Annotated in this window: 12 protein-coding genes and 1 pseudogene; 11 read left to right on the top strand and 2 right to left on the bottom strand. The window is 65.4% G+C overall.

Features of this window, described 5'->3' with window-relative positions:
* Positions 1-13 precede the first annotated feature (13 nt).
* The 11 genes and pseudogenes from AB4099_RS04540 to AB4099_RS04490 all read left to right on the top strand — a co-directional run bounded on the left by AB4099_RS04540 (position 14) and on the right by AB4099_RS04490 (position 13,243).
* Positions 14-928 carry a LysR family transcriptional regulator gene (locus AB4099_RS04540; RefSeq protein ID WP_441477175.1) on the top strand — a complete coding sequence of 305 codons (915 nt, stop codon included), beginning with the start codon at positions 14-16 and terminating at the stop codon, positions 926-928.
* 192 nt (positions 929-1,120) lie between these two features.
* Positions 1,121-2,098 (top strand): prolyl aminopeptidase, encoded by a 978-nt coding sequence (pip, locus tag AB4099_RS04535; protein WP_441477174.1) that lies wholly within the window; start codon positions 1,121-1,123, stop codon positions 2,096-2,098.
* A 10-nt stretch (positions 2,099-2,108) separates the two neighbouring features.
* Positions 2,109-3,923, top strand: a complete 1,815-nt coding sequence (locus AB4099_RS04530; RefSeq protein ID WP_441477173.1) for a S9 family peptidase — start codon at positions 2,109-2,111, stop codon at positions 3,921-3,923.
* 26 nt (positions 3,924-3,949) lie between these two features.
* Positions 3,950-5,377, top strand: coding sequence for a M20 family metallopeptidase (locus AB4099_RS04525; protein ID WP_441477172.1), 1,428 nt, complete (start codon positions 3,950-3,952; stop codon positions 5,375-5,377).
* Between the two features lie 93 nt (positions 5,378-5,470).
* Positions 5,471-7,111, top strand: coding sequence for an ABC transporter substrate-binding protein (locus AB4099_RS04520; RefSeq protein WP_441477171.1), 1,641 nt, complete (start codon positions 5,471-5,473; stop codon positions 7,109-7,111).
* A gap of 9 nt (positions 7,112-7,120) precedes the next feature.
* A complete protein-coding gene (locus AB4099_RS04515) occupies positions 7,121-8,191 on the top strand; it encodes an ABC transporter permease (protein ID WP_441477170.1) in 1,071 nt (356 codons plus the stop codon).
* A gap of 9 nt (positions 8,192-8,200) precedes the next feature.
* Positions 8,201-9,124 carry an ABC transporter permease gene (locus AB4099_RS04510; protein WP_069879318.1) on the top strand — a complete coding sequence of 308 codons (924 nt, stop codon included), beginning with the start codon at positions 8,201-8,203 and terminating at the stop codon, positions 9,122-9,124.
* A gap of 70 nt (positions 9,125-9,194) precedes the next feature.
* A pseudogene (locus AB4099_RS04505) lies at positions 9,195-9,983 on the top strand (ABC transporter ATP-binding protein); the annotation flags it as partial.
* Positions 9,980-10,777: an ABC transporter ATP-binding protein gene (locus tag AB4099_RS04500; protein WP_441477169.1), complete on the top strand. Its 798-nt coding sequence runs from the start codon at positions 9,980-9,982 to the stop codon at positions 10,775-10,777. The pseudogene AB4099_RS04505 and the gene AB4099_RS04500, both read left to right, overlap by 4 nt.
* A 31-nt stretch (positions 10,778-10,808) precedes the next feature.
* Entirely contained in the window at positions 10,809-11,831 is a 1,023-nt protein-coding gene (locus AB4099_RS04495) for a serine hydrolase domain-containing protein (RefSeq protein ID WP_441477168.1), read from the top strand.
* 47 nt (positions 11,832-11,878) lie between these two features.
* Positions 11,879-13,243, top strand: a complete 1,365-nt coding sequence (locus tag AB4099_RS04490; RefSeq protein WP_441477167.1) for an MmgE/PrpD family protein — start codon at positions 11,879-11,881, stop codon at positions 13,241-13,243.
* Here the strand turns inward: AB4099_RS04490 and AB4099_RS04485 are convergent.
* Positions 13,162-14,190 carry a LysR family transcriptional regulator gene (locus AB4099_RS04485; RefSeq protein ID WP_441477166.1) on the bottom strand — a complete coding sequence of 343 codons (1,029 nt, stop codon included), beginning with the start codon at positions 14,188-14,190 and terminating at the stop codon, positions 13,162-13,164. The genes AB4099_RS04490 and AB4099_RS04485 overlap by 82 nt on opposite strands.
* Before the next feature lie 143 nt (positions 14,191-14,333).
* A complete protein-coding gene (locus tag AB4099_RS04480) occupies positions 14,334-16,667 on the bottom strand; it encodes a hypothetical protein (protein WP_441477165.1) in 2,334 nt (777 codons plus the stop codon).
* Positions 16,668-16,817 lie beyond the last annotated feature (150 nt).

Genomic DNA, 16,817 nt, shown 5'->3' with positions numbered 1-16,817 from the left:
CTATTGATGCGTCATGAGCATCAATTTCGAAGCGCTTGATCTGCGCGCGTTCATCGCGGTGGTCGAACTTGAGGGGTTCCACCGGGCCGCAGAGGCCCTCAACATGTCGCAGCCGGCGCTGAGCCGGCGCATCCAACGGCTCGAGGCCGCGGTCGGTGCGGCCCTGCTCGAACGCACGACGCGGCGCGTGGCGCTGACCATGGTCGGGCGCGAGATGCTGCCGCTGGTGCGACGCATGCTCGACGAGTTCGATTCCTCGATCTTCGCGATGCGCGATCTTGGCACGAGCCGAGCCGGGCAGATCGCGCTCGCCTGTGTGCCGACGGCTGCGTTCTACTTCCTGCCCTCGGTGATCGCGCGCTTCTCGGAGCAGTATCCCAATATTCGGTTCCGGATCCTCGACCTCTCGGCCAATGACGGCCTGGAGAGCGTGGCACGCGGCGAAGTCGAATTCGGCATCAATCTGCTCGGCGGCTCCGATCCCGATCTGAGCTTCGAGCCGCTGCTCGAAGACCCGTTCGTCCTCGCCTGCCGGCGCGACCATATCCTGGCGGGCAAGCCGTCGCTCGCCTGGGCCGATCTCGAAGGGCATCCACTGGTCACCGTCAGCCGGGCGAGCGGCAATCGCGCCATCCTCGATGCGGCCCTGGTGCGGGTCGGTGTGCGGCTGGACTGGTCCTTTGAAGTCACGCATCTGTCGACCTCGCTGGGGCTGGTCGAAGCCGGGCTTGGCATCTCGGTTTTGCCGCGCCTTGCAACGCCGACCGGAGAGCATCCTATCATCGTGACACGCCCGATCCGCGATCCGGAGGTCTCGCGGACCATTGGCGTGGTGCGTCGCCGCGGCGTTCGCCTGGCTCCGGCTGCGGAGCGCTTTCTCGATATGCTGCTGGGGACATGGCGAGGGCCTTTGCCTCCGCGGAAATAGGAGCCTACTCGCGCGGCAGGTTGCGGCGCCCGCGGCGACAGGAGGTCGGGGACGGGTATGCTGCAAAACTATTCCACAGGCGCATAACATCGAACCCAAATTGCATTAGCCAGCATCGGGCCGAGCGTGGCATCGTTAGGTCATCGAGATGGTTGAGCGCTGGCTTCAGCGCGTTTTTCGTTGGAGCAAGGCGTGTCGGCCTACGATGACGTTCTTTACCCCGCGCTTGAGCCTTACCGCGCTTTTCGGCTTGCGGTGGGGGGCGCGCATGAACTCCATGTCGAGACCAGCGGCAATCGCGACGGCATTCCGGTCGTTTTCCTGCATGGCGGTCCGGGCGGCGGTACCAAGCCGGCCCAGCGCCGCACCTTTGACCCGGCTGTCTTCAATATCGTGACCTTTGACCAGCGCGGCGCCGGGAAATCGACCCCGCATGCGGAGCTTGATGGCAACACGACGCAGGACCTGATCGCCGATCTGGAGCGCATCCGCAGCCATCTTGGCATCGAGCGCTGGCTCGTCACCGGCGGGTCCTGGGGCAGCTGTCTTGGGCTCGCCTACGGTCAGAGCCATCCCGAGCGCTGTCTTGGGTTCCGTCTGCACGGCATCTTCATGGCCCAGCGCTCGGAGATCGACTGGTGGTTCCAGGGTTCGCGCATGATCTTCCCGGATCATTGGGAGGCTTTTGCCGAATTCGTACCGGAGGCGGAGCGCCATGATCTGCTCTTGGCCTATTACAAGCGCCTGACCAGCGACGACGCCGGGTTGCGCGCTGCCGCTGCCGTCAGCCTCAGGACCTTTTCGGCGCAGACCCAGACGTTCCTGCCCGATCCGGACCATGTCGCGACGCTGACCGACACCGACGCCGCGCTCGCGATCTCCCGGATCTTCACGCATTACTGCATGAACGGGGCCTTCCTTCCCCCCGGCCAATTGCTGAGCGACATCGGTCGCATCCGCCATCTGCCGGCCGAGATCGTGCAGGGGCGCTACGATACGGTGACGCCGATGAGCACGGCCTGGCAGCTGAAAAAGGCCTGGCCGGAAGCCCGGTTCACGATCGTGACCCAGGCGAACCATGCAGCGACGCCGAATGCGCCGGCGTTGTCGCAAGCCCTGCGCGAGGCAACGGACCGGTTGCGCGATGTGATGCTGGCCAAGGCGGCCTGAGGGAGAGCCCATGTACGAGGCCGCAAACCAGATTCGCATCGGCATCGAGCCCTATCTCGAGGTCCGGAGCGCAAAGAGCCCCGCCATCGCTCCCGATGGCGAATTGCTGGCTTATCTCAGCGACGAGAGCGGCACGCACCAGATCTGGCTGAGGCCGCTCGCGGGCGGAGCGCCCTGGCGCCTGACCGATATGCAGGAGCCGATCGGCGCGATCTCCTTCAACCCCAAGGGCCGCGACCTGCTCTTCACCATGGATTGCGGTGGCGATGAGCGGCATCAGCTCTGGTTGGTGCCGGGCGCCTCTGGTGTGCCTGAGCCGCTTACCGACGACCCGACGGTCGTGCACGCCTGGGGCGCCTGGGCGCCGGACGGACAACGCATCGCATTCACCTCCAATGCCCGCGATTGCGAGCATATGGACGTCTACGTCATGGATCTCGCCACGCGCACCGCAAAGCGCGTCCATCAAGGCTCCGGCTATCGTGAGGCGGTCGCCTTCTTCCCCGATGGCAAGTCGCTGCTGGTCGCCAATGCCACGCGTTCGATGAGCGATCAGGACCTGCATCGCCTCGATCTCGAGACCGGCGCCCTTACGCCATTGCTGCCGCATGAGGGCCGCGCGCGCTATGTCGTCAGCCGCATGAAGAAGGATGGCAGCGGCTTCTTCTTCGTGTCCGACCAGGGGCGCGAGCATCTCGGCGTCGCCTTCTGTGCGCTGGCCGAGGGGCGCGTCACCTGGATCGTCGAGCGGAAGAAGCAGGATATCGAGGCGATCGCGCTGGCGCCCGACCAGGCACGCCTCGCCTATGTCGCGAACGAAGAAGGCTGGAACCGCGTCTTCATTCGTGATCTCGCGACGGGCGAGGAGTTTGAGGTCTCCGGCCTGCCGCGCGGGACCGTCGGCTCGGTGGCCTGGGTTCCGGATGGCAGTGGTCTCGTGTTCCCGCTCGACGGCGCAACCTCGTCTCCGGATATCTGGCGTTTCGATGTTGCCACCCGCACGGCAAGGCGGTTGACGGATGCATCCAAGGCAGGTCTCGATCCAAGCAGCTTCGTCGAGCCGAGCGTCGAGCGCGTCGCGAGCTTCGACGGTCTCGAAATACCCTTCTTCGTCTACCGGCCGCGGAGCAAGGCTCCGGCGGGCGGCTATCCGGTCGTGGTCGTGGTGCATGGCGGACCGGAAGCGCAGTGGACGCCGATTTTCCGGGCCGACCTGCAGTTCTTCCTGAGCCAGGGCATCATGGTCGTCGCCCCCAATGTGCGTGGCTCGACCGGCTATGGCCGCTCCTACCAGCATCTCGACGACAAGCATCTGCGCATGGACAGTGTCGCGGATCTCAAGGCGGTGCGGTTGTGGCTGCGCGAACAGCCGGAGGTCGATGACGAGCGCGTCGCGGTCTATGGGCGCTCCTATGGCGGCTTCATGGTGCTCGCCGCGCTGACCGAACAGCCCGAATTGTGGAAGGTCGGCGTCGAGTTCTACGGCATCGCCAATTTCCTGACGATGCTGGAAACCACGGGACCGTGGCGCAGGTACCTGCGCGCGGTCGAATATGGCGATCTCGTTGCCGATCGAGACGACCTGATCCGCTTCTCGCCGATCCACAAGGCAGGCCGTATCCGCGCGCCGCTGTTCATCGCGCAGGGGCTCGACGATCCGCGTGTGCCTCCTGGCGAGAGCGAGATGATCTATTCGGTGCTGCGCGGCCGCGGCCATCCGGTCGAATATGTCCGCATCCCGCATGAGGGCCATGGCTTCGCCCGGATCGAGAACCGGCGCACGGTCTTCGGGGCCGTCGCGCGCTTTTTGCGCAAGCATCTGTGACAGCATCTGGAATACGAGAGGACGCCATGCGTAATTCAGAGACGATCTGGCAATTGGTCGATGCCAAGCGGCAACCCTTCGAGGCGCTGAGCGACCGGGTCTGGGGCATGCCCGAGATCGCCTATACCGAGTACCGCTCGGTCGCCGAGCATACGGCGATGCTGAAGGAACAGGGCTTCCGCGTGACGGAGAATGTCGCCGGCATTCCGACTGCGGTGATGGGCGAAGCGGGCGAGGGCGGCCCTGTGATCGCCTTCCTCGGCGAATATGATGCGCTGCCCGGCCTGAGCCAGGAGGCGAATATCGCCGAGCCACGCCCGATCGAGGGGGGCGGACATGGCCATGGCTGCGGCCACAACATGCTCGGCTCGGCCGCGCTGCTGGCCGCAACCGCGCTCAAGGACTGGCTTGCCGAGACGGGGCGCCCCGGGCGGGTGCGCTATTTCGGCTGCCCGGCGGAAGAGGGCGGTGCAGCCAAAGCCTTCATGGTGCGTGCCGGCGCCTTCGACGATGTCGATGTCGCCATCACCTGGCACCCCGCGTCGATGACGCGGGTCGACGAGGCGCTGTCGCTCGCCAATACGCGGATGGACTTCCACTTCACCGGCCGCGCCTCGCACGCGGCGGCGGCGCCGCATCTCGGACGCAGCGCACTCGATGCCGTCGAGCTGATGAATGTCGGTGTCAACTACATGCGCGAGCATATGCCGTCGGATGCCCGCATCCACTATGCCATGCTCGATTCCGGCGGTATCGCGCCCAACGTCGTGCAGGCTTCGGCGAAGGTGCGCTATGCGATCCGCGCCCGCGACCTTGCAGGCATGCTGGAGCTCAATGAACGGGTCAAGAAAGTCGCCGAGGGGGCGGCGCTGATGACCGAGACCAAGGTCTCGATCTCGATCATGAGCGCGGTTTCCAACATGCTCGGCAATACGCCGCTCGAAGAGGCGATGTTCCAGAACATCCAGCGCCTCGGGCCCGTGCCGTTCGACGACGCCGACCGCGCCTACGCCGCTCAGATCCAGGCGACGCTGAGCGAGGCCGATATCCTGAACGACTATCGCCGCACTGGCGTCGCGCCGCGCGAGAACACTCCGCTTTGCGATTTCGTGATCCCCAGGGATGCCAGAGGCGTGCCGATGGTCGGATCGACCGACGTCGCGGATGTCAGCTGGAAGGTGCCGACCATCCAGGCGCGCGTCGCAACGCATGCCATCGGCACGCCCGGCCATTCCTGGCAGATCACGGCGCAAGGCAAGGCCCCGGCCGCACATAAGGGCATGGTTCATGCCGCCAAGATCATGGCCGGCACTGCCGTCGACGTGATGAGCGACGAGACGCTGCTGGCGCGGGCCAAGAAGGATCACCAGGAGCGGACGACCAGGACGCCCTATATCTGCCCGATCCCGGCCGAAGTGAAGCCGCCGATCCAGCCGCGGCCCGAAGCCGCCTGACCATTTCAGCCGGGCCTGCGCGAGAGACACAGCGCAGGCCTGGCGACCACACCAAGTCTTGACCAAAAGCAATCACGAGAGCGGGAACTGACCATGGCCAAGCAAGACCAGTCGACCGAGACGCGTGCTCCGCGCGCTGCGCGGTATCTTCTTTCCAGCGTCGCCGCTGTGGCTGCTGTTTGCGCTGCCGCGACTACGGCCGGTGCCGCCACGCCGAAGAACGCCCTGGTGATGGCGTGGAATATCGACGCGATCAGCACTTTCGATCCGGCCCAGGTCGGCGAGGTCGTGACCAACGAGATCCTGCAGAACACCTGCGACACGCTGGTCGATTTCGACCCGGCCGACGAGCGCAAGGTCGTCCCGCTCTTCGCCGAGCGGTGGGACGTCTCGCCGGATCGCAAGGAGATTACCTTCCACCTGCGCAAGGGCGCCAAGTTCCCGTCCGGAAACCCGGTGACCGCAGAGGATGTCCTCTGGTCGCTGCGCCGCGTGGTGAAGCTCAATTTCGGCAATGCCGCGACCCTGACCGAATACGGCTTCACCAAGGACACGGTCGATGAGCGCATCGTGGCGCCTGATGCCAATACGGTCGTGTTCAAGCTCGACAAGGCTTATCCGACGACGCTGATCCTGCAGGCGATCGCCGCGAACCGCGTCGCGGCCGTGATGGACATGAAGGCCATCATGGCCAATGAGCAGAATGGCGATCTCGGCAATAAATATCTCGGCACTCGCACGGCTTGCGTCGGTCCCTACAAGCTGACGCGCTGGAACGCGGGCGAATCCATCGTGCTCGAGGCGAATGAGGGCTATTGGGGCAAGGCGCCGGCGCTGAAGCGCGTGCTGATCCGGCATGTCGCGGAAGCCGGCACCCAGCGCCTGCTGCTGGGGCAGGGCGATGTCGACGTCGCGCGTGACCTGACGCCCGAGGACGTCAAGGACCTCGAAGCCTCCAAGGATGTCTCGATCCTCAAGGTTCTGCGGCCGCAGCTGTTCTTCTGGAACTTCAACGTTGCGGACGGCCCCTTCTCCAAGGAGAAGGTGCGCCTCGCGATGCGCTACCTGATCGACTATGACGGTCTCGGCAAGACGATCATGACCTATCTCGGCGTGCCGCGCGCGAGCTTCGCGCAGCTTGGAGCGGTCGGCGCGCTGGACGAGAAGGAGGGCCAGCCCTTCAAGCTCGACCTCGACAAGGCCAAGCAGCTCCTGACCGAGGCGGGCTATCCGAACGGTTTCGAAGCCAGCCTGATCTTCGGCACCTTGCCGCATTCGGCGCCGATCGCCCAAAGCGTGCAGCAGAACGCCTCCAAGATCGGCGTGAAGCTGTCGCTCGAGCGGATGGCCAATGCCCAGCTGTTCAGCAAGGTCCGCGGCCGCGAATTCCAGTCGGCGATGCTGGCCTGGCAGACCGGCGTGCCGGATGCGCATGGGAATGCCTCGCGCCTCGTCTTCAATCCCGACAACCGGGCAGAGGCGAAGCAGACGCAGTATCCGAGCTGGCGCTCATCGTACCAGGACCTGGCGCTCAACGCCAAGATCGACGAAGCCCTGCTGGAAGCCGATACGGCCAAGCGCGACGCGCTCTACGCCGAGATCCAGAAGGACGTCATGGCCAAGGGGCCGATGGCCTTCATGTTCCAGATGTACAACATCGCGGGTGTCCGCAAGGACCTGAAGGACTGGAGCTGGACCGGCTTCAAGACCTACTACGCCCGAACCAGCAAGTAAGGCCGGCCGGTGTCCGAAGTCGCCGAGGTCGGCTCCCGTCGGTTTGCGAGTCCAGGGCGGAAGGGTCTTCCGTCCTGGGTCTGGGCAACCGGAAGGACCATCATTTCCGTTGCCGTGACCCTGTTCGGGCTCGCGGCGCTCACCTTCTTCATCGGCCGCCTGCTGCCGCTCGATCCCGTTGCCGCCGTGCTCGGCGACAACGCGACCCAGGAAGCCTATGACGCGATGTACCGGCAGCTCGGTCTCGACCAGCCGCTCTGGGTGCAGTTCGCGCGCTATGTCTGGGGCATCCTGCATCTCGATTTCGGGACGGCGCTGAACACCGGGAAACCGGTGATGGAGGACATCGCCCGCGTCTTCCCGGCGACGATCGAGCTTGCCAGCGTGGCGATCATCATCGGCACCGGCCTCGGAATTCCGATGGGCGTGCTCGCTGCCATGTACCGCGACACGTGGATCGACCAGGCGTCGCGCATTATCGGGTTGATCGGCTATTCCGCTCCCAATTTCTGGCTCGGGCTGATGGGGCTCGTCCTGTTCTACGCCACCCTCGGCTGGGTGGCGGGGCCGGGGCGCATCGACTTCACCTATGAGTTCGACCTCGAGCCGGTGACGGGCTTCCTGCTGATCGACAGCGCCATGGCGGGCAACTGGGAGATGTTCGGCAACGCCTTCTCGCACATCATCCTGCCGGCCTCGATCCTGGCCTTCGGTGCGTTTGCCTATATCAGCCGGATGACGCGCAGCTTCATGATCGAGCAGCTCAGCCAGGAGTACGTGGTGACGGCGCGGGTCAAGGGCCTGTCCTGGTCGCGCACCGTCTGGGGCCATGCCTTCCGCAACATTGCCGTGCAGGTCGTGACCGTCGTGGCGCTCTCCTACGCCTTCCTGCTGGAAGGCGCGGTGCTCACGGAGACGGTCTTCGCCTGGCCCGGGTTCGGTCGCTACCTGACCAATGCCCTGCTGGTTGGCGACATGAATGCCGTGGTCGGCTGCACGCTGCTCGTCGGCGTCATCTTCGTCACGCTCAATCTGCTCTGCGACCTGCTCTACCGGGTCTTCGACCCGCGCACCCGGTGAAGGCACGCCATGTCCGCTCCCCCTCTTGAAACGTCCGGCACAGGCCTCAAGGCCTGGCTTACGGCCCCCGTTCCGGCCTCGCCATTCCAGGCGCGGATGCAGCAGCTGTCCCTGAAATGGTGGCGGCTCAAGGCCAACCCGTCGGCGCTGTTTGGGCTGGCCGTCATCGTACTCATCGTACTGGCGGCATTGTTTGCGCCACTGATCGCGACGCATGACATCTATGCCCAGGATCTCGGCAAGCGGCTGATGCGGCCGTCCGCGGCGCATTGGCTCGGCACGGACGAGCTTGGTCGCGACATCTTCAGCCGGCTTATCTTCGGTGCACGCATCACGCTCTACATCGCCTTGCTGACGGCGATCATCGTCGCGCCGCTCGGCCTCATCATCGGCACCACCTCCGGCTATCTCGGTGGTTGGGTCGATATCGTGCTGATGCGCGTGGTCGATGTCTTCCTGGCCTTCCCGAGCCTGGTGCTGGCGCTCGCCTTCGTCGCCGCGCTCGGCCCGGGCATCGAGAACGCCATCATCGCGATTGCGCTCGCCGCCTGGCCACCGATCGCCCGGCTTGCCCGGGCGGAAACCCTGTCGATCCGCAAGTCGGACTATATTGCTGCCGTGCGGCTGCAGGGAGCCTCGCCGTTGCGCATCATCCTTGGCCATGTCGTGCCGATGTGCATCCCCTCCGTCGTGGTGCGCCTCACGCTCAACATGGCGGCGATCATCCTCACCGCGGCAGGGCTCGGTTTCCTCGGCCTCGGCGCGCAGCCGCCAAGCCCGGAATGGGGCGCCATGCTGGCTTCCGGCCGGGAGTTCATTTTGACCAATGGCTGGATCGCGGCCATTCCCGGTACCGCCATCCTGATCACCAGCCTCGCCTTCAACCTCTTCGGTGATGGCCTGCGCGATATCCTGGATCCGCGTCATGGCTGAGCCGCTGCTCGAGGTCGAGGACCTCTTCGTGTCCTTCAGGGGCGCTCATCGCACCACCCAGGCGGTCCGTGGCATCTCGTTCAATGTCGGCCGGGAGAAGGTCGGTATCGTCGGCGAGTCCGGCTCGGGCAAGTCGCTCACCGGGCGCACGGTGCTGAAGCTGACGCCGAAGGCCGCACATATCGACGCCAGGCGGCTCTCCTTCGACGGCATCGACCTGCTCGCTGCCAGCGAGCGGCAGATGCGGAGCATTCGTGGCAACCGCATCTCGATGATCCTGCAGGACCCGAAATTCTCGCTCAATCCGCTGATGCGGGTCGGCCAGCAGATCACCGAAGCCTACCGCCTGCATCACAAGGTCGGCCGGCGCGAGGCCGAGGCGCGGGCGTTGGCCATGCTCGAGGCGGTGAAGATCCGCGATCCCGACCGCGTCTACCAACTCTTCCCGCATGAGGTCTCGGGCGGCATGGGGCAGCGCATCATGATTGCCATGATGCTCATCCCCGAGCCGGACCTGATCATCGCGGACGAGCCGACCTCGGCGCTCGACGTGACGGTGCGAAGGCAGGTCCTGACCATTCTCGACGAGCTCGTGACGCGGCGTGGCGCCGGGCTGATGTTCATCAGCCATGACCTCAACCTCGTCGCCGATTTCTGCGACCGCGTGCTGGTCATGTATGCCGGCCGGATCATGGAGGACATCGCCGCGCGCGACCTGCGCAATGCGCGCCACCCCTATACGCGCGCGCTGCTCGACAGCCTGCCGCGGCTCGACCGTGCCACCGACATGCTCCAGGTCCCGAGCCGTGACCCGGCCTGGCTCGACGGCCCGACGATCCGCACCGGAGTGGCGACATGAGTGCTCCGACCAAGAACGCTCGAGGGGCCGCGCAGGAAACCGCTCTCGCCGTCAGCCATCTCAACATCACGTTCGGTAGCGGCGCAGCCGCGATGACCGCAGTCGACGACGTCTCCTTCACGCTCGGGCACGGTGAAGCCTTCGGGCTCATCGGCGAGTCGGGCTGCGGCAAGTCGACGATCCTGCGCGCGCTCGTCGGGCTCAACCGCGATTACGAGGGCACGATCAGGTTCCGCGACACGGTGGTGCCGCGCCAGCGCGACAAGAGTTTCTTTCGTCGGGTGCAGATGGTCTTCCAGGACCCCTATGCCTCGCTTCATCCGCGCAAGATGGTGCAATACGTCCTGGCCGAGCCTCTCCGGATTCACGGGTTCGACCGGCATCAGGAGCGCATCGACGAAATCCTGTCCGCCGTCGGGCTCGGGCCGTCGTTCCGCTATCGCTTCCCACATGAGCTTTCGGGCGGCCAGCGCCAGCGCGTCGCCATCGCACGCGCGCTCATCATCGAGCCGGAACTGCTGCTCCTCGACGAGCCGACTTCGGCGCTCGACGTCTCGGTTCAGGCCGAAATCCTCAACCTGCTGAAGCAGCTCCGGCGTGCCCGCGACCTGACTTATCTGATGGTCAGCCACGATCTGGCGGTGGTGACGCATCTGTGCGAGCGCGTCGGCATGATGAGCGAAGGGCGTATCATCGAGGAGATGAGCGCCGAGGATGTCCGCGCGGGCCGTGCCGCCGAGCCTTACACACGGGAATTCCTGGAGGCGAGCACGGGTTACCGGCCAGCCTCGTGACGGCAATCCTCAGGGGGAAGGCGATTTTTCCATGCGTAAGGACGTTTCGGGCGAGGGCCAGGCTGCGGATGCGGCCTGGCCGCATGAGGACTGGAGTCCGGTAAGCCCCGCTGATGCGGGCTGGTCCGCAGATGGCCTCGACCGGGTTTGGAGCTATGCCGACACGATCCCGACTGCGACGCTGATGATCGTGCAAGGTGGCCGGGTTGTCGCCAGCCGCGGCGATCTTAGCCATCGTTACCAGTGCCATTCGATCCGCAAGAGCTTCCTCAGCGCTCTCATCGGTATCCATGAGGACGAAGGCACCATCGACCTGTCGCGCAGCCTGGCGCAGCTCGGAATCGACGACAAGGACGGCCTGAGTGAACGCGAGAAGGCGGCCACGATCTACGACCTGCTAACGGCGCGCTCGGGCATCTTTCACCCGGCCGGGTATGAATCGGCCTGGATGAAGTCGATCAAGGAGCCGCGCCATTCGCACGCGCCGGGCACCTTCTGGTCCTATAACAACTGGGACTTCAACGCTCTCGGCACGATCTTCGGCTCGCTCACCGGTGCCGGCATCCATGATGACTTCCAGGGGCGCATCGCGCGGCCGCTCGGCATGCAGGATTTCCGCTTCGACGAGGAACGTCGCGACGGCTGGATCGAGCCCGACGACTGCTCGGTGCATCCGGCCTATCCGTTCCGGATGTCGACGCGCGATCTCGCCCGCTTCGGCCTGATGTTCCTGCGGCAGGGCCGCTGGCGAAGCCGGCAGGTGGTGCCGGCCAACTGGGTGGCGACCAGTGTCCTGCCGCTCTCGGATGCAGGCCCGCGTGGTGGCTACGGGTATATGTGGTGGGTGTCGCGCTCCGGTGCTGGTTTTCCGGGCGTCGTGCTGCCGGATGGCAGCTACAGCGCCCAGGGCGTCGGCGGGCAGTACTGCCTCGTCATTCCCTCGCTCGACCTGGTGATCGTGCACCGCGTCAACACCGACAAGAAGGGCGAGGAGGTCAACCGCTTCGCCTTCGGGCGCCTGCTGCGCCTCATCCTCGACGCTCGAGCGGGCTGACGGACGCTGGCCCTTCTCGGCGTCCTCATCGAAGATCTGGAGAGCCTATGTCGAGTGCCATCGAACGCATCGCGGCCTGGAGCCGGTCCGCACCCGCGTTCGCTCCCTTGGCGCGGACGCGTGCACGTCATGCGATCGCCGATACGATCGGCTGCATGATTGCCGGTGCCGACGACCAGGCGACGCAGTCGGTGCGTGCGGCTTTCGCCGGCAGCATCGGGCCGTCCGGTGCAGCCGCCGTTATAGGCGGCGGCAGGGCACCGGAAGCCGTCGCCGCCCTGGTGAATGGCACGGCAGCGCATGCCCTCGATTACGACGACAATTTCCGGCCGGGCATTACCCATGCTTCGGCTGTGCTCGTGCCGGCCCTGCTTGCGGTTGCGCATGGGCGAGCCACGAACGGGCGCAGCTTCGTGGACGCCTATCTCGTCGGGCTCGAGGCGCAGGCTTTCGTCGGGCGAGGCATCAATCCGGCGCATTACACGCTCGGCTGGCACGCGACCTCGACGGTGGGTGCGATCGGAACCGCAGCAGGCACGGCCTGGCTGAGGGGACTCGATGCGGCAGGTATCGCGCGCGCCATGAGCGTTGCGGCAAGCATGGCGGCCGGGCCCAAGGGGCAGTTCGGGACCCCGGCAAAGCCGCTGCATGCGGGGCTTGCTGCCCGCAATGCCGTTGATGCGGCTGCGCTTGCGGCGGCCGGCATGACCGGCCGTCTCGACATCCTGGAATGCCCGATGGGGGTGGCCGAACTGTTCGGTGATGCGAGCACGGCGGGATGGGCCGGGATGGCCATTGCCGAGCCGCATGTCATTGAGAGCGAGGGTCTCATTCCCAAGCGCCATCCCTGCTGCGGCTCCACGCATTACACGGTGGACGCGATCCTCGGGCTGAAGGCCGAACATGGCTTTACGAGCGAAGACGTGGTTGCGGTGGAGACGCTGGTCGGAATCGCGAATGCACGCAACCTTGCCTATCCCGACCCGGAAGACGAGATGCAGGCCCGTTTCTCGATGCATTACTGCGTTGCGCTCGCGCTGCTGCAGGACCGATTGTCGCTGGCCGACTTCACGCCTGAGGCGGTTCATCGCCAGGCCGTGCGCGAACTCCTGCCCCGCACCGTCATGAGGGCCTATGACAAGAGCCAGGAGGCCGCTGCCGGGCGCCTGCCGCATCGGGTGAGCGTGCGGCTTGCGGACGGGCGAATGCTGACCGCCGAGCGCTCCGAGGCGAAGGGCTCGATTGCGGACCCCTTCGACGATATCGATCGCGAGTCGAAATTCCTCGATTGCTGCGCGGCCACGATGAACGAAGCCGAGATCGCGACGCTCTATGACCAGCTTGCCGGCATCGACGCTGCGGCCAATCTCAACTTCCTGTCCCCCGCATTGGTCGCGACGGGCCGCGCATAGGAGAGCCTGCCGGGCATGGGGCGCGCAGGTGCGTCCGGCTGGCCCAGGGACATGTTCTCGTCGACGGCCGCCCAGAACAGCTCGGCACCGGGCCGGCTTGGCGCTGCGGCACGGTAGAGGCGGATTTCGGCGGTCAGTTCCCAGGAGGGATCGGCCGCCGACACGAGTACGCCACTGCGCAGCTCCTCGGCAATCAGGCTTTCCGGGATCCAGGCCATGCCGCGCCCAGCCAAAACCATCGCCTTGAGGCCGACCGACATCGGGTTCTCATAGACTGTGACATGCGGGGCGGGCCGGTCGGCGAAGAGCTTGGCCAGACGACGGGCAAAAAATGAGCAACTGCCGTAGCTGAGCATCCGAACGGGCTCTCCGGTGGGGCGGAGAGCATGCACCGGCCTGCCATCGGCGCCGGCGATCGAGACCGGGATCGCGCGCTCGGAGCCAAGGCGGCGATAGATGAAACGAGCGGGATCGAGCAGCAGCGGCACGGTCTCATGCGCATAGGTCAGCAGGAAATCGCACTCGCCCTGGTTCAGGACCGCGACATTACCGTCATAGGACGAATATTGGTCGCAGAACCGGGTCTTGACCGAACCAAGCCGCTCCTCGATGCGCCTGATGAAGCCGGGGAAATAGGTCAGCGACAGGGTGTTGAGCGTGGCGAAGACCAGCACCTCCGCCGTATCGTCATGCTGCTGACGCGCCTCCTGTCGCGACGTCTGGACCAGCTTCAGGATCTCACGCGCCCGTGGCAGGAAGATCTTGCCCTCGTCCGTGATGCCGATCGGGTAGCTGCTGCGGTCGAACAAGGAGAGGCCGAGCCAGCTCTCGAGCTGCCGGATCCGGCGGCTCAAGGCAGATTGCGTGACATTGCGCTCCCGGGCCGAGCGCGAGAAACTCAAGGTTGTCGAGAGGCTCACAAAGTCCTCCAGCCACTTCAGCTCCATCGCGACGCATCTCCCTGTCCGGCGGATGGCAACCTGCCATGCCGGGCGCGACAAGCAAACAGCTTGCCGCGAACGAGAGCGGGGGCGATGCGTGGAGGTGCAGTGACCGGATGCGGCCGGCCGTGGCCGCACCGGCGTCTCCGCTAGCGACGGAAACCACCATGGAATCCGCCGCCACCGCCGTGGAATCCCCCGCCACCGCCGGGGAATCCCCCGCCGCCGCGGAAACCTCCTCCACCATGGAAGCCACCGCCCCCGGTGAAGCCGCCGCCACGGAAGCCGCCAGCCCCCGCGAACTCACCGCCACCTCGGAAGTTCTCCATCCTCTCGCCATGGAACCGGCCGATCTGCTCCCGGTCGAGATTGCGGATCTCTCCGCCACCTGCATTGGCCCAGCGACCGTTTTGATGCTGCTCCCAGCCATTGCTGCCGCGGCGGAAGACCTCGCCGTTGCGACCAGCATAGTGGTCATTCGCGCGTGGGTGGGTGCGGGCAATGTCGCCAGCGTTCTGACTGATGTTCCCGGCGTTCTGGCGTAGATTGCCGGCTCGCTCGCCCAGTTCACCCCGTGCATTCAGATTCGCGCGCGCATTGCCGAAATTGGCCCGCTGGCCGGGCGTGAGCGCGCCCCGGTTGGCGATGCGGGTGTCGATGCGGCTATGCACCGAGTTGTTCGTCCAGCGGTTGTAGATGTTGGCGTGGTTGAAGTTGAACTGGTTGAACGCATTGAAATTGTTGATCACTACATTGTTGTGGCCCCAACCCCAGCCGCCGCCCCAGCCCCAGGCGCCACCAGCCCAGGCCGCTCCGGCAACGGCCCCCAGAGTGAACCCGGAAACCGCGCCCCAGGCGAAGGCCGTGCCGTATCCATAGGTCAGAGGCGCCGGATACCACGCCGATCCGATCCAGGCTGGATAGACATAGCCGGTGCCGTAGACGACGACGCCGCCGGGCGCGGCGACCGTGCCGTAATAGCCCGGGGTATAGCCGACATAGACGGTCTCGGGAGTGGAATTGTAGACCCTGACATAGGTCACGAAATGCAGGGGCGAGCTCGGCGGGATCGCGTAGATCGCTGCCGGGACTTCGGCCGCGACAGCCCAGGGGCCGGCCGCGCTGCTCGCGACGAACCAGACGCCGTTCTGGACTGCATAATAGGAGCTGCCGGCCTTGATCACCGGTACGGCGGCGTTGGCGACATACTCGAGGCCGGTGCCTTCGATCGGTTTCAACTCGGGCTTGCCGTCATAGTGGACACTCGCCTTCGCCTTCTTGCGGTCGACCGTCGCGGTCTGCGGGATCTGATTGTCGATCAGCGAGTCCTGCGCCTGTACCGTGCCGCTCACTGAGGCCAACACCGCGCCCTTCGGGTGGCTGTCGGGGATTTTGGCGAAGTCCGCTGGGAGCTTGTCGCCCGCAACGAAGCTCCAGGGGCCGTTGGGGAGCGATTTGGAGCTGAACCAGCGCCCTGAAATCAGGACATAGTTCTCCTGGCTGGCGACGTCGATGACGACATGGCTGCTGGTGTTCTTGATATAGAGCAGCTGCGTATCCGGAATCGGCAGATATTCCGGCTGACCTTCCGTCTGGATCAGCTCCGCTGGCCCGAGACTGACATGCAGTGCTGGGACCGCGCCTCCTGCAACTGCAGCCTCGATATCCGCCGGCGGCGTGTCCATCAGATTGACCTGGGTCCCGGCTGCCTTCAAAGCGCCGGCCAGACTGGCCGGAGGCTGTGGCGCCACGGCCCAGGGACCTTCGGGCGCCTTGGCATTCCACCACGTCTTCAGGGCGCGCAGGTAGTAGGCGCCGGCAGCCTCGTCGAACAGGATCAGGGCGGGTGTGTTGATCACGCGCAGCAGCTTGCTGCCGGCAACCTGGCGCAGCTGGGGCTTGCCGTCGATCAGGACGAGCAGGGCCGGTGTCTCGCTGTAGAAGATCTTGGGGGGCTCGTTGCGCACAGCCTGTGTCTGGCTGGTTTCGGCCTCGGAGACGGCAAGGCTGGCCTGCAGGCGCGAGAGCGAGATCGTCCGCAGGCCGTTGGGGACGTGCCCGCGCAAGGTCGTCAGATAGGCGTTGGAATTAGCGGCGTCCGAGGGAAAGCTCGCCCTGGTGAGCTCGATGCCATCCAGCGCGACGAGATCGCTTTCCTTGTCGACCGAGGTTCTCGCCTTCATCCAGATCACTCCCAGCGTCGGTGCCTGGCTGCCCGGACGCTGGATCGACACGGCCGAACGCGCTTCGAGGATGTCACCCCGCCAGCTCTCGATCTGCGGTTGATAGATGGTGATGTCCTCTGTGGCATCCGAGACGGTACGCGGCCAGGACTGGGTCGAGCCTGCCTGTGGCGCGTTTGTCGAGGCGGCTGCGGCCCGCGGGGTTTGGGCAAGAGCGATGGTGGGCGGCGGGAGAAGGAGCGTGACCGTCGCAATGATTGCGACCGTATTCTGGAGCCGGGCCTTGAGGGGATGCTGCATGTCAGTCTCCGCTTTGAAATCGCATGGAAATTTTCACACAGGAGCGACTGCTCCGAACGATCGGGACGAATTCTCGTGCGGTGTGATGGTGCTCTGTCGTCGCAGGTCAGTCCCGGAGAGAAACGGGGCACTGGCACCATTGGGATGGAA

The sequence above is a fragment of the Allobosea sp. 2KB_26 genome, assembly GCF_052115715.1.
GTDB lineage: Bacteria > Pseudomonadota > Alphaproteobacteria > Rhizobiales > Beijerinckiaceae > Allobosea.
This window is presented reverse-complemented; position numbering and strand designations above follow the sequence as displayed.

What these genes read in the sequence shown, in the direction of transcription:
- AB4099_RS04540 (WP_441477175.1), top strand. Translation starts at nt 14, where the DNA reads ATGAGCATCAATTTCGAAGCGCTTGATCTGCGCGCGTTCATCGCGGTG.
- AB4099_RS04500 (WP_441477169.1), top strand. Translation starts at nt 9,980, where the DNA reads ATGAGTGCTCCGACCAAGAACGCTCGAGGGGCCGCGCAGGAAACCGCT.
- AB4099_RS04495 (WP_441477168.1), top strand. Translation starts at nt 10,809, where the DNA reads ATGCGTAAGGACGTTTCGGGCGAGGGCCAGGCTGCGGATGCGGCCTGG.
- AB4099_RS04510 (WP_069879318.1), top strand. Translation starts at nt 8,201, where the DNA reads ATGTCCGCTCCCCCTCTTGAAACGTCCGGCACAGGCCTCAAGGCCTGG.
- AB4099_RS04520 (WP_441477171.1), top strand. Translation starts at nt 5,471, where the DNA reads ATGGCCAAGCAAGACCAGTCGACCGAGACGCGTGCTCCGCGCGCTGCG.
- AB4099_RS04530 (WP_441477173.1), top strand. Translation starts at nt 2,109, where the DNA reads ATGTACGAGGCCGCAAACCAGATTCGCATCGGCATCGAGCCCTATCTC.
- AB4099_RS04485 (WP_441477166.1), bottom strand. Translation starts at nt 14,190, where the DNA reads ATGGAGCTGAAGTGGCTGGAGGACTTTGTGAGCCTCTCGACAACCTTG.
- AB4099_RS04525 (WP_441477172.1), top strand. Translation starts at nt 3,950, where the DNA reads ATGCGTAATTCAGAGACGATCTGGCAATTGGTCGATGCCAAGCGGCAA.
- AB4099_RS04490 (WP_441477167.1), top strand. Translation starts at nt 11,879, where the DNA reads ATGTCGAGTGCCATCGAACGCATCGCGGCCTGGAGCCGGTCCGCACCC.
- AB4099_RS04480 (WP_441477165.1), bottom strand. Translation starts at nt 16,667, where the DNA reads ATGCAGCATCCCCTCAAGGCCCGGCTCCAGAATACGGTCGCAATCATT.